The following is an 11,829-nucleotide window of genomic DNA, read 5'->3' on the forward strand; positions in this document are numbered from 1 at the left end:
GCCGGATTAGAGGCGTTCTGACCGGAGGGCCCTACTCTTTTTGGGCTTTTCTGGCATAATCCGGCCCACTTTTTTCGCGGTAGTAGTGCGCAACTTTCTACTACAAAACGTTTGGAGCACTCGGCCATAGGCCGACGGGGAACCTCATGACGCAAGCCAATAACGCCGTATACACCGATCTGAGTGTTGACGATCTGGTCAAAGAAGCCCTGCAGCGCGGTGAAGGCGAGCTTGCCGATACTGGCGCGCTGGTCGTACGTACCGGTCACCGCACCGGCCGTTCGCCGGTCGACCGTTTCATCGTTGAAGAGCCTTCCACCCAGGACGCCATTGCCTGGGGCCCGATCAATCGCAAATTCCCGGCCGACAAGTTCGATGCGCTGTGGGCTCGCGTCGAGGCATTCAACAGCGCGCAAGAGCATTTTGTTTCCCATGTTCACGTAGGTGCTGCCCAAGACCACTACCTGGCCGTGAAAATGACCACTCAGACTGCCTGGCAGAATCTGTTTGGCCGTTGCCTGTTCATTAACCCGGCCCAGTACAACCCGGCCGGTCGTGAAGAGTGGCAGGTGTTGAACGTGGCCAACTTCGAGTGCGTGCCAGAACGCGACGGCACCAACTCCGACGGTTGCGTGATCCTCAACTTCGCACAGAAGAAAGTGCTGATCGCTGGCATGCGTTACGCCGGCGAGATGAAGAAAGCCATGTTCTCGGTGCAGAACTTTCTGCTGCCGGCTGCCGACGTGCTGCCGATGCACTGTGCTGCCAACATCGGCGAAGCGGGCGATGTAACTCTGTTCTTCGGCTTGTCGGGTACCGGCAAGACCACCCTGTCGGCCGATGAAAGCCGTTACCTGATCGGTGACGACGAACACGGCTGGGGCGAAGGTGTGGTGTTCAACATCGAAGGCGGTTGCTATGCCAAGTGCATCGACCTGTCCGAGAAGAACGAGCCGGTTATCTGGAAAGCCATCAAGCACGGTGCCGTTCTGGAAAACGTCGTGATCGACGACGCCAAGCACGCCGACTACGCCGATGTCAGCCTGACCCAGAACAGCCGTGCCGCTTACCCGCTGGAGCACGTTGCCAAGCGTTCCGAACACAACCTGGGTGGTGAGCCGAACGCGGTTATCTTCCTGACCTGCGACCTGACTGGCGTTTTGCCGCCTGTGTCGATCCTCAACGAAGAGCAAGCGGCCTACCACTTCCTGTCCGGCTACACCGCACTGGTGGGCTCGACTGAAATGGGTTCGGGCAGTGGCATCAAGTCGACCTTCTCCACCTGCTTCGGCGCACCGTTTTTCCCGCGTCCGGCTGGCGAATACGCAGAGCTGCTGATCAAGCGCATCCGTGGTTTCGGCTCCAAGGTCTACCTGGTCAACACCGGCTGGACCGGCGGTGGTTACGGCGTTGGCAAGCGCTTCAATATCCCGACCACACGTGCGGTGATTGCAGCGATCCAGAGCGGCGCGTTGATCGGTGCCGACACCGAGCATCTGGACACCATCAACCTGGACGTGCCATTGGCCGTACCTGGCGTTGAGACCGTGCTGTTGAACCCACGCAATACCTGGGCTGACAAGGCTGCTTACGACGAAGCGGCGAAGGCCCTGGCGGGTCTGTTCGTGGAGAACTTCAAGAAGTTCGAAGTGAGCGACGCGATCAAGGCCGCGGGTCCGAAGTTGTAAGGATCGGTAGCTGTTGAAAGCCGCCCCGGGGGGAGTAATGCCAGTCAGTTAAGAAGCAGAACCTGTGGGGGCTTGCTCGCGATAGCGGCGGATCAGTCAATCAAGATTTCGACTGACTCTCCGCAATCGCGAGCAAGCCCGCTCTCACAGGGGTTTTGCTTAACTGACCGGCATTACCCCTCGCGGGCGGTTTTTTTGTGTGCGATGAGTCAGCCCACGACGTGCAGAACCACCGCCCCCATCAATACCAGCACAACGCCCAGCACCTGCACCGCCCGCAGCCGCTCCTTGAAAAACACATAGCCCAGGATCGCTGCAATCCCGCCGGACAGGGTGCTGATTACAGTCACCACTGAAACCGACCCCACCATCGCGCCCCACGAAAAGGCCGAGAACCCGCCCAGGTTCATCAGGCTTGCGCCGGTCAGTGCCGTACAGTTCTTCAGCGGCGGGATCTTCAGGCCGTCCTTGACTTTCAAGACCATCAACACCAGTACACACAAGCCCACCAGATAGCCGAGCCAGAGCATGCTGACCGGGCCGAGCGCTGGCAGCGTGTAGCGGCCTTGCACCCAAAAACTGGTGCCGTACAGCAAGGCGGCAAGCATGGCGTAGGCGATAGCGTGGTTGGGGTTGTGGTGGGGAATACCGTCGTCCTTATACAGGCTGGAAAGGATCACGCCGACAACGCACAAGGCGATGCAGCCAAGTTGGAGCAAGCTTATATGCTCACCGCTGGCCCAGGACAGCAAGGTCGTGACGACGCCGTAGGACGTCACCAGCGGGGCGACAATGGCGGCTTTGCCCAGGGAGAAGGCTTTGGACAGCGCCAGGGCCCCGGAGACGGTGAGTAAGGCAGCAGTGATGCCCAATAGCCAGACGCTCATAGGTGCGGCGAGGGACTTCAGAAGCAAGGCCGGGAAGATCACCAGCAGCAGGCTCATGATCACAAAGCCCAAGGCCTGGCCAAAGTACACCGCGCGCTTGACACCCACGGCCCGGGCGTTGAGGCCCACGAGAAAGTCCGTGCCGCCCCAGAGCAGGGCGGCCAGCAGGCCCATCAATACGTCCATGCAAGTCCTTATTGTTATGTCTGGAGGGCGAATCCATATCCGTTGCGCCCGGTTGTCGCCATCAGCGTGGGGTGGTGCGGTACTTGGCAAGGACGGCTTCGCGGGTCGGCGAGGGTTTGTCGGCATCGGCAGGTTGGGTGTCGAACCCTGTCAGACGCAAGCTGGCCAAGTGGCGACGTACTCGTGAGTGCAGGTTTTGAGTGTAGCGCAATGCGTCGGCAGGTAGAGGGGGGCGCGTCACGGCATTGGATCCTGCCGGTTTGGCCCGATGCTATCCCGTGTCCTGTGTATCATCCTGTCTCTTTTTCCTTGTGACCTTTCTCGATGCGCTGAAAATACCGGGTTATGTTTGAGCCTGTTCAGCGGTCAATGGAGTGACAGCTTATGTACAACATCCTCCAACAGGTCTTTGGTTATCCACAGTTTCGTCCGGGCCAGGAAGCGGCTGTGAGTGCCGTGCTGGCCGGTCGCTCGGCTGCGGCGATCTTTCCCACCGGCTCGGGCAAGTCCTTGTGTTACCAGTTGTCTGCCGTGCTGCTTCCGCACCTGACGCTGGTGGTGTCGCCGCTGTTGGCATTGATGCAGGACCAGCTGGGGTTTCTGCAGCGTCACGGTATTTCGGCCGGCAGCATCGATTCGGCCCAGAGTCGCGAGGACGGTAATGATGTGATGGCCCGGGCACGTTCCGGCGAGCTGAAGATCCTGATGATTTCCGTGGAGCGCCTGAAAAACGAGCGCTTTCGCAACTTCCTGCAAACCGTGCCGATCTCGTTGTTGGTGGTGGACGAGGCGCATTGCATCTCGGAATGGGGTCATAACTTTCGCCCGGATTACCTGAAACTGCCTGACTACCAGCGTCAGTTCCGCATTCCCCAGGCATTGCTGCTGACCGCCACGGCCACGCCCAAGGTAATCGCCGATATGCAGGCCAAGTTCGCGATTGCCGCAGATGACGTGATCACCACCGGTTTCTATCGCTCCAACCTCAACCTGCTGGTGGAGCCCGTCAGCGGCCCGGACAAGCGCCGCCGACTGGCGCAGTGGATGCGCGAACGCGCAGGTCAGCCGAGCATCGTCTACGTCACCTTGCAGAAGACCGCCGAGCAGATTGCCGAGCATTTGAACCGCAATGGCATCCAGGCCGAGGCTTATCATGCTGGTCTGCCTCACGAGAAGCGCGAGGGCATCCAACAGCGCTTCATGAGCGGCCAGTCCAATTGCATTGTTGCCACCATCGCCTTCGGCATGGGTATCGACAAGAGCGATATTCGCAACGTTGTGCATTTCGACCTGCCCAAGTCCATCGAGAATTACAGTCAGGAAATTGGTCGCGCCGGTCGTGACGGCCAGTACGCTGACTGTCTGGTACTGGCTAACCGCGACAGCCTCAATGTGCTGGAGAACTTCGTCTACGGTGATACGCCGGAGCAGGAAGGCATCCGCTGCGTGCTGGAGGAACTGCTGGCGGCCCGTGCAGAGGCGCAATGGGAATTCCTTTTGAGGCCGTTGGCAGAGCTGAGCAATATCCGTGAGCTGCCGCTCAAGACCTTGTTGGTACAGTTGGAACTCAAGGGTGTGATCGCTCCTCGCTACGCCTATTACGCCGAGTATCGTTTCAAGTACCTGATTGAACCCGATGCGCTGCTGGCGCGGTTTACGGGTGAGCGGCAGCAGTTTGTCTCGGCCATCATCCAGGCCAGTAAGCGTGCGAAAACCTGGGCCACGGTAGATTTCGATACGCTTTATCAACAGCATCAGGCCGAGCGCAGTCGTGTGGTAAAAGCCCTGGATTACTTTCAGGAGCAGGGCCTGATCGAGCTGGAAAGCAAGCAGATGACCGAGGTCTACAGTTTGCTGAATGTCGATTTTGATCCACAGGCCTTGAGTGCCGAGTTATACACAGGCTTCAAGCAGCACGAGGCGACAGAGGTGGCGCGGATACACGCCATGCTTGATCTTTTTGCCACCGAGCGTTGCCTGGGCTATCGCCTGGCCGAATATTTCGGGGATGAAAACGTGCCACAGCGATGCGGGCACTGTTCAGTCTGCGATGGCCAGGTCGCCCATTTGCCAGCCCCGCCCGACTTATCGCCACTTGTGGATAAAGACTTTCAAAGGCTGTGCGGGGATTTTATCCACAGGCATCATCAGCATACGGGCAACTTGCCGGGTGCTGAACGCCTGACCCGATTTTTATGCGGGATCAGCGTGCCGTTGTTTACCAGGCTCAAGGCCAGGGCAATCCCTGCATTTTCGGCCTTGGATCAGTACCCCTACGCCGAAGTGCGCAAATGGGTCGAGGCTCATTTGCACCGCCTGTAAATCCACCATCACGAGAGCTGTCCATGCCCGAATCAATGCCCCAGCGTGCCGATTACCGTCATTTCCAGCCGATCATCACCCGCTGGCACGACAACGATGTGTATGGCCATGTGAATAACGTCACCTATTACAGTTTCTTCGACACCGCGGTGAATACCTACCTGATAGAAAAGGGTGGCCTGGATATTCATGACGGTGAGGTGGTGGGATTTGTGGTGAGTTCGGCGTGCGACTATTTTGCCTCGATTGCCTTTCCCGACCGGATCGAAATCGGCCTGCGGGTCGGCAAGCTGGGCAGTAGCTCAGTGCAGTATGAATTGGCGGTGTTCAAGGCAGACGAGGACGAGGCCTGCGCGGCCGGGCGGTTCGTGCATGTGTTTGTGGAGCGGGCAACGAATCGGCCGGTGGCGATTGCGGGATTGTTGCGAGAGGCGCTGCAGCAACTGGTTATGTGAGCCGTCCCTGGCCCTCGGCGCGCAAGCGCGATCCAAGGGCTGGGGCCGGGTCTACATGGGCTTAGTCGTGACGATAATGACGTTTGTGCTTGCGGTGACCATAGGCGTGGCCGCGACCCGGGTGGCCGTCACGGTAGTAGCGACGGTCATCGCGCCCGCGATAACGACGGTCGTCGTCGTCGCTCTTGTTGCCCATGTAGTTGCCCAGCGCGCCGCCGGCACCGCCACCGGCAGCCGCACCGATCAGGCTGCCGGTGCTGCCGCCGACACTGCGGCCCACTACGTTGCCGCCCGCTGCGCCCAGCGCGCCGCCAATGGCTGCTTCACCACGGCTGCGTTTGTCCGCGCCTACCGCGCTGCCGCCGGCGCCGCCGAGGGCTGCGCCAATTGCCGAACCGGTATTACCGCCCAGCTGCTGGCCAACAACCGAACCTAGAACCCCGCCCAATGCGCCGCCTACACCGGCTTCGGTGGTGCCACCGGCCATGGCTGCGCCACTGACCAGGCCAAGGGACAACAAGAGAATCGAGGAGAACTTCATAGGGGAACCTCAAGAGGATGACGGCGCGATCCTGAGGTTGTACGGGAGCGTTGACAATTGAAATCCGACCAGTGGTGCAGGTTGTATACAGTTATCTAAGTTACTGATTTAACAAGGGAACTTAAGTCATTTTTGTCGGTCTGTAGTTACTTGTGGCAGGCCGCTTTTATCCAAAAAGCGGCCTTTTTCATGCCTGCATTTCAGCTGCTGAAGGCCGCCGCAGAGCGTGCAGGCGATTTCAAGCCGAGCGCGCCATGATCAAACCGTTCTCGCTGGCCGCCTCCAGGCGAATCGCCACGAACTTGGATGTAGGTGTATGGCTGCCATCCCCGGTGCTTTCCAGCGGCACCAGTGGGTTTACTTCCGGGTAATAGGCTGCAGCCTGTCCCGCCGGAATATCAAACGCGAGCAAGGTAAAACCCTTGACCCGACGTTCAATGCCATCATCCCAGATCGACACGATATCGGCCTTCTGTCCTGGCTTGAAGCCCAGGCGGATGATGTCGGCTTCATTCACAAACAAGACGTCTCGCTGGCCCTTTACTCCTCGATAGCGATCGTCCAGGCCGTAAATCGTGGTGTTGTACTGATCGTGGGAGCGCATTGATTGCATGATCAGATCCGGCAACTGGCCAGTGGCGCGGGTGCGTTCGTGGACCAGATCCTTGGGCAGGGCATTTGCGCGGAAGTTGGCACGACCTGACGGCGTATTCCAGCGGCGTGCGCCAGCGCTGTTGCCCAGATAAAAGCCGCCGGGGTTTTGCAGCCGCTCATTGAAGTCCTTGAAGCCTGGGATGGTGTCGGCGATCAGGTTGCGGATGCGGCTGTAATCGGCCACCAGCCAGTTCCAGTCCACCGGTTTGCTGCCCAGGGTCGCTGTGGCAATGCCTGCGAGAATGGCGGGCTCTGACTTCATCAGCTTCGACAATGGCTGCAGTTGGCCGTTGGAGCTATGGACCATGCTGAACGAGTCTTCCACCGTCACCGCTTGCGGGCCGTCGGCCTGGATATCAATGTCGGTGCGACCCAGGCATGGCAGGATCAACGCCTGCTTGCCGTGGGCCAGATGGCTGCGGTTGAGCTTGGTACTGATCTGTACGGTCAGGTCGCAGTTGCTCAAGGCCTGGAATGTGCGCGGGCTGTCTGGCGTAGCTTGGGCGAAGTTACCGCCCAGGCCGATAAAGACCTTGGCGCGGCCTTCCAGCATGGCGTGGATCGCTTCCACAACGTTATGGCCGTTGTCACGGGGCACCTTGAACTGGAAGCGCCGCTCGAGGGAGTCGAGAAAAGCCACGGGCGGTCGTTCGTTGATGCCCATGGTGCGGTCGCCCTGCACGTTACTATGGCCGCGCACCGGGCACAGCCCTGCGCCTGGGCGACCAATGTTGCCGCGCAGCAGCATCAGGTTGGCGATTTCCTGGATCGTCGGCACCGAGTGCCGGTGCTGGGTGATGCCCATGGCCCAGCACATGATCACGTTCTTGCCCTTGGCATACATCCGCGCGGCTTGTTCGATTTCAACCAGCGGCAGGCCGGATTGCTCGACGATCTCATCCCAGGAGGTGTCATCGATACGGCCCAGGTAGTCCAGGATATTGACCGTGTGTTCGTTGAGGAAGTCGTGATCGAATACCGCTTCTTTACCCTCGGCCTGCGCCTGGCGTTCCCACAGCAGCAGAAACTTGGCCATGCCCCGCAGGATTGCCATGTCGCCACCCAGCGCCGGGCGGAAATACGCCGTGTTGGTCGGCTTGTCGCCATTGGTGAGCATTTCCAGGGGGTGTTGCGGATTCTGGAAGCGCTCCAGGCCACGCTCTTTGAGCGGGTTGATGCACACCACCTGGGCACCGCGCTTCACCGCTTCGCGCAAGGGCTCGAGCATCCGGGGATGGTTGGTGCCGGGGTTCTGGCCCCAGACGAAAATGGCGTCGGCATGTTCGAAGTCATCAAAGGTGACGGTGCCTTTACCGACGCCCACGCTCTGCGCCAGGGCCACGCCACTGGCTTCGTGACACATGTTCGAACAGTCCGGGAAGTTGTTGGTGCCATAGGCACGCACGAATAGCTGATACAGGTACGCCGCTTCGTTACTGGCCCGGCCCGAGGTGTAGAACTCGGCCATATCCGGGCTTGGCAGTGCTTGCAAATGCTTGCCGATCAGGTCAAAGGCCGACTCCCAACTGATGGGCTTGTAGCGGTCGGTCTCGGCGTCATAGCTCATCGGCTCCGTAAGGCGGCCCTGGTATTCCAGCCAGTAGTCGCTCTGCTCGAGCAGTGAACTGACGCTGTGTTTAGCGAAGAACGCAGCATCGACCCGACGCTTGGTAGCTTCCCAGTTGACCGCCTTGGCGCCGTTTTCGCAGAACTTGACCATGCCGCTTTCCGGCGAGTCGCCCCAGGCGCAGCCCGGGCAGTCGAAGCCGCCGTTCTGGTTGGTCTTGAGCATCATGCGCAGGTTCTTCAGCGCGTTGTCACTGGTCAACCACGCCTGCGCCACACTGATCAGCGCGCCCCAGCCACCGGCGGGGCCCTTGTAGGGCTTATAGCGTGGAGTGGGGGTTTGGTCGGCTTGATGATGAGTGCTCACGCTTGATTCTCCATCGCTGGGCTATAGACCCGCGGCGCACTTTTCTGCGGCAGGTGGATGAGATTGAGGTTGTGCCGGCGGGCCCATTGCAAGGCCAGGCCGGTGGGTGACGACAGGCTGACCAGGGTCTGGATGCCGGCGCGCAGGGCTTTCTGGATCAATTCGAGGCTGCAACGGCTGGTGACGATGGCCGCGCCGCCGTCGGTGGGAATGCATTGTCGGGCCAGCGCACCGATCAGCTTGTCGAGGGCGTTATGCCGGCCGATGTCTTCGCGACCCAGCAGCAACTCGCCCTGGTTATTCATAAATACCGCGGCATGTACGGCGCCGCTGTACTGGCCCAGTGGCTGAAACGCGCTGATGCGTTGGCGCAGGCCTTCGAGCCAGGCAGCAGGCGGCAGCGGCGCGCCGGGCAGCACATTCAGGTCCGGCAGCGCCTGCTCCAGCGCTTCCACGCCGCACAGGCCGCAACCGCTGGTGCCGGTCAGTTGTCGCCGTTGTTGCTTGAGGTTCCAGAAGGCACGGCTGGATATCTGCACTTGAGCATGCTGGGCCGAGCCCGAGCCGGTGAGTTGCAGATCATAGATATCGCTGATGTCGTCGATAATGCCGCTGCCCAGGCTGAAACCGACGATAAAATCTTCCAGATCAGTGGGGGTTACCAGCATGACGGCCTGGCTGATGTCGTTATAAGCAATCGCCAACGCCACTTCCTCGGCCAGCGCGGTGCTGGCCGATTCCGAGTGCTCAAGGTTGCAGTACTGGTATTGCTGGCTGGCGGCGGGCGCGGGCGTTGTCAGGGCGGGCGCCGCGCAGGCTGGGCGCTGGGCTTTCATGGGACTGGGTCACCGGCAACGTGGTCAGTGTTAAGACTAGGCGCGACAAAGAGTCGCGTCTAATCGTCAATACTGATCTGCCGATAGATGATATCGATCAAGGCTTTGACGATGATTTCTGATACAGCGTAAAACAGGCTTCGGCCAATGCCGAACGCGGCGCGCTACGACGCATGATCAGCCCCAATGGAGCCAGGGTCCGGGCGTTTTCGATAGGTTGCAGGCGCAGGTGTTCGGTCAGGGCGTCGAGGCCGCCGTCCAGTGGCATGACTGCGCAGCACAGGCCGCCGTGTACGGCTTGTAATAGCTGATGGACGGCGTCGGTCTGCAGCAGCGGTTGCGGGCTCAAGCCTCGGCTATGGAAGTTGTGGTCGATGGACTGGCGAAAGTGCATGCCGCTGGTGAGCATGCCCAGGGGCAGTTCAATCAGTGCCTCCCAACTCAGGGGTTTATCGCCGAAACTGAAAAAACGCTGGTCATACAGCAGGCCCATACGGGTTTCGTCCAGGGCCAGGGAGTCGAAACGCTCGGTGTCCAGGCGTTCGAGGTAGGACACACCGAGGTCCAGGCGATTGCTCGCCAGCTGTTCGAGGATCTGTTCGGAACTCAACGCCGACAGCTCAAAGCGCAGGCTGGGGTGTTGTTTGTGCAGTTGTTGCATCAATGCCAGCGGGTCGAAACTCGATAACGGCACCACGCCCAGGCGCAACGTACCCACCAGGTTGCCGCGACAGGCCGCAGCTTCGGCCTGCAAGCCGTCATAAGCTGCCAGCACTGTGCGAGCCCAGGCCAACACGCGCTCGCCGGGCGCGGTAAAACCCTCGAAACGCTGGCCGCGATTGACCAGGGGCAATTGCAGTTCTTCTTCCAGGCTGCGCAGGCGCATCGACAAGGTCGGCTGCGTAATATGGCAGCGCGCCGCTGCCTGGCCGAAGTGACGGGTTTCGTCGAGGGCGATGAGGAATTTCAGTTGTTTGATGTCCATCTTCGCTCCAGGGCTTATTCCAACGGCTGGGGGATTCTAGCGTGTTTGAGTCATTGGTCGGTCTGGAACCAAGATCTGCAAGATTGGTCTAGTCTTTGGCATCTGGAAATCAAATCCCAAGGAGAGCGCACCATGAGTCTTTTTAGCTTTATCAAAGAAGCAGGCGAGAAGATCGTTGATCTGTTGACGCCAGGTAATGCAAACGCGAGTGAGCAGTTGAAGGATCACGTCGCCAAGGTGGGTCTGGGGAATCCGAACGTGCAGACCACGGTGGATGGCGACAAGGTCACGGTTACCGGTGAAGTTTCCACCCAGGAAGAAAAAGAGAAGATTCTGTTGGCGCTGGGCAATATTGCCGGTGTGGCGACTGTTGACGACCAGATTACTGTATCGGGTCCAGCGGTTACCGCCGCTCGTTTTGTCGTGGTGAAAAGCGGCGACACCTTGAGTGCAATCTCCAAGACCGTCTACGGCGATGCCAACAAGTACAACAAAATTTTCGAGGCCAACAAGCCAATGTTGTCCCACCCGGACAAAATCTACCCAGGCCAGACACTGCGTATTCCCGAGTAACACGCGGGGCAGATAATGTGGGAGCGGTGTGTCAGGCAATACATATGTTGCCTGACACACCGCCATCGCGAGCAAGCCCGCTCCCACAGGGTGTCACACATAGCGTTAGAGTCCGCTGATCAATTCCCGGTAATCCCCGACCGCGGCAAACTCTGCCGTATCCTTCGGCCCCTTGCGGCTGTCTGGCTCTTTCACTGCCAATAAATGCCCCACGCCAAAATCTCGTGCACTGCGCAGGATCGGCAACGTGTCGTCGATAAACAGGCTGCGGGCCGGGTCGAAGTCGATGTCTGCTTGCAGGGCGTCCCAGAACTGCGGGTTTTCCTTGGCGAAGCCGTAGTCATGGGAGCTGATGAGCCGCTCGAAATACGCTGCCAGCTCAATCCGTTCCAACTTCAGCGACAGCGAGTCGCGGTGGGCATTGGTAATCAGGATGACCCGTTTGCCGGCTTGCTTGATTGCTGCCAGAAAGGTATCGGCGTCCGGGCGCAGGGCGATCAGGTGGGCGGTCTCCAATTTGAGCTCACGCACCGGAATCTTCAATTCTGCGCTCCAGAAATCCAGGCAATACCATTGCAACTGTCCGGCGTTACGCTCGAACAGAGGCTGCAACTCCATCTCGGCCATGGCCCGGCTCACGCCATGCAACTCGGCATAGCGCTGCGGCAAGTGCTCCATCCAGAAATGGTTGTCGTAGTGCAGGTCGAGCAAGGTGCCGTCCATGTCCAGCAGGACGGTGTCGATATCGGACCAGGGCAATGACGGCATG

At 59.5% G+C, this 11,829-nt stretch carries 11 protein-coding genes; 4 read left to right on the top strand and 7 right to left on the bottom strand.

Annotated elements, in window-relative coordinates:
* Window positions 1-146: 146 nt before the first annotated feature.
* Window positions 147-1,688 (top strand): phosphoenolpyruvate carboxykinase, encoded by a 1,542-nt coding sequence (locus OQ460_RS01285; protein WP_410020131.1) that lies wholly within the window; start codon window positions 147-149, stop codon window positions 1,686-1,688.
* Between the two features lie 209 nt (window positions 1,689-1,897).
* On the opposite strand, the gene OQ460_RS01290 is transcribed toward OQ460_RS01285, so the two are convergent.
* Together OQ460_RS01290 and OQ460_RS01295 are read right to left on the bottom strand one after the other, a co-directional pair.
* On the bottom strand, window positions 1,898-2,761 hold the full coding sequence (locus OQ460_RS01290) for an EamA family transporter (RefSeq protein ID WP_410020132.1): 864 nt from the start codon (window positions 2,759-2,761) through the stop codon (window positions 1,898-1,900).
* Between the two features lie 61 nt (window positions 2,762-2,822).
* The gene (locus OQ460_RS01295; RefSeq protein ID WP_410021902.1) at window positions 2,823-2,972 is read right to left on the bottom strand and encodes a YhfG family protein; all 150 of its coding nucleotides are present in this window, start codon (window positions 2,970-2,972) and stop codon (window positions 2,823-2,825) included.
* 173 nt (window positions 2,973-3,145) lie between these two features.
* On the opposite strand from OQ460_RS01295, the gene OQ460_RS01300 reads away from it, so the two are divergent.
* Window positions 3,146-5,083: a RecQ family ATP-dependent DNA helicase gene (locus OQ460_RS01300; RefSeq protein ID WP_410020133.1), complete on the top strand. Its 1,938-nt coding sequence runs from the start codon at window positions 3,146-3,148 to the stop codon at window positions 5,081-5,083.
* A gap of 23 nt (window positions 5,084-5,106) precedes the next feature.
* Complete coding sequence (locus OQ460_RS01305; protein WP_410020134.1) at window positions 5,107-5,538, top strand: acyl-CoA thioesterase; 432 nt, start codon at window positions 5,107-5,109, stop codon at window positions 5,536-5,538.
* 61 nt (window positions 5,539-5,599) lie between these two features.
* On the opposite strand, the gene OQ460_RS01310 is transcribed toward OQ460_RS01305, so the two are convergent.
* The 4 genes from OQ460_RS01310 to OQ460_RS01325 all read right to left on the bottom strand — a co-directional run bounded on the left by OQ460_RS01310 (window position 5,600) and on the right by OQ460_RS01325 (window position 10,487).
* Window positions 5,600-6,079 (bottom strand): glycine zipper domain-containing protein, encoded by a 480-nt coding sequence (locus OQ460_RS01310; RefSeq protein WP_410020135.1) that lies wholly within the window; start codon window positions 6,077-6,079, stop codon window positions 5,600-5,602.
* Window positions 6,080-6,317: 238 nt separating this feature from the next.
* Window positions 6,318-8,666 (bottom strand): FdhF/YdeP family oxidoreductase, encoded by a 2,349-nt coding sequence (locus OQ460_RS01315; protein WP_410020136.1) that lies wholly within the window; start codon window positions 8,664-8,666, stop codon window positions 6,318-6,320.
* On the bottom strand, window positions 8,663-9,502 hold the full coding sequence (gene fdhD, locus OQ460_RS01320) for a formate dehydrogenase accessory sulfurtransferase FdhD (RefSeq protein WP_410020137.1): 840 nt from the start codon (window positions 9,500-9,502) through the stop codon (window positions 8,663-8,665). Before fdhD ends, OQ460_RS01315 begins: the two co-directional genes overlap by 4 nt.
* A 97-nt stretch (window positions 9,503-9,599) precedes the next feature.
* Window positions 9,600-10,487, bottom strand: coding sequence for a LysR family transcriptional regulator (locus OQ460_RS01325; RefSeq protein WP_410020138.1), 888 nt, complete (start codon window positions 10,485-10,487; stop codon window positions 9,600-9,602).
* A 132-nt stretch (window positions 10,488-10,619) separates the two neighbouring features.
* Between OQ460_RS01325 and lysM the strand changes: the two genes are divergently transcribed.
* Window positions 10,620-11,060, top strand: coding sequence for a peptidoglycan-binding protein LysM (gene lysM / locus OQ460_RS01330; RefSeq protein ID WP_410020139.1), 441 nt, complete (start codon window positions 10,620-10,622; stop codon window positions 11,058-11,060).
* Window positions 11,061-11,165: 105 nt separating this feature from the next.
* Here the strand turns inward: lysM and yrfG are convergent, their stop codons facing one another.
* Window positions 11,166-11,828 carry a GMP/IMP nucleotidase gene (gene yrfG / locus OQ460_RS01335; RefSeq protein WP_410020140.1) on the bottom strand — a complete coding sequence of 221 codons (663 nt, stop codon included), beginning with the start codon at window positions 11,826-11,828 and terminating at the stop codon, window positions 11,166-11,168.
* Window position 11,829 lies beyond the last annotated feature (1 nt).

Source organism: Pseudomonas imrae, assembly GCF_046352735.2.
Taxonomy (GTDB): domain Bacteria; phylum Pseudomonadota; class Gammaproteobacteria; order Pseudomonadales; family Pseudomonadaceae; genus Aquipseudomonas; species Aquipseudomonas imrae.

What these genes read in the sequence shown, in the direction of transcription:
- OQ460_RS01285 (WP_410020131.1), top strand. Translation starts at nt 147, where the DNA reads ATGACGCAAGCCAATAACGCCGTATACACCGATCTGAGTGTTGACGAT.
- OQ460_RS01290 (WP_410020132.1), bottom strand. Translation starts at nt 2,761, where the DNA reads ATGGACGTATTGATGGGCCTGCTGGCCGCCCTGCTCTGGGGCGGCACG.
- OQ460_RS01300 (WP_410020133.1), top strand. Translation starts at nt 3,146, where the DNA reads ATGTACAACATCCTCCAACAGGTCTTTGGTTATCCACAGTTTCGTCCG.
- OQ460_RS01305 (WP_410020134.1), top strand. Translation starts at nt 5,107, where the DNA reads ATGCCCGAATCAATGCCCCAGCGTGCCGATTACCGTCATTTCCAGCCG.
- OQ460_RS01310 (WP_410020135.1), bottom strand. Translation starts at nt 6,079, where the DNA reads ATGAAGTTCTCCTCGATTCTCTTGTTGTCCCTTGGCCTGGTCAGTGGC.
- fdhD (WP_410020137.1), bottom strand. Translation starts at nt 9,502, where the DNA reads ATGAAAGCCCAGCGCCCAGCCTGCGCGGCGCCCGCCCTGACAACGCCC.
- OQ460_RS01325 (WP_410020138.1), bottom strand. Translation starts at nt 10,487, where the DNA reads ATGGACATCAAACAACTGAAATTCCTCATCGCCCTCGACGAAACCCGT.
- lysM (WP_410020139.1), top strand. Translation starts at nt 10,620, where the DNA reads ATGAGTCTTTTTAGCTTTATCAAAGAAGCAGGCGAGAAGATCGTTGAT.
- yrfG (WP_410020140.1), bottom strand. Translation starts at nt 11,828, where the DNA reads ATGCCGTCATTGCCCTGGTCCGATATCGACACCGTCCTGCTGGACATG.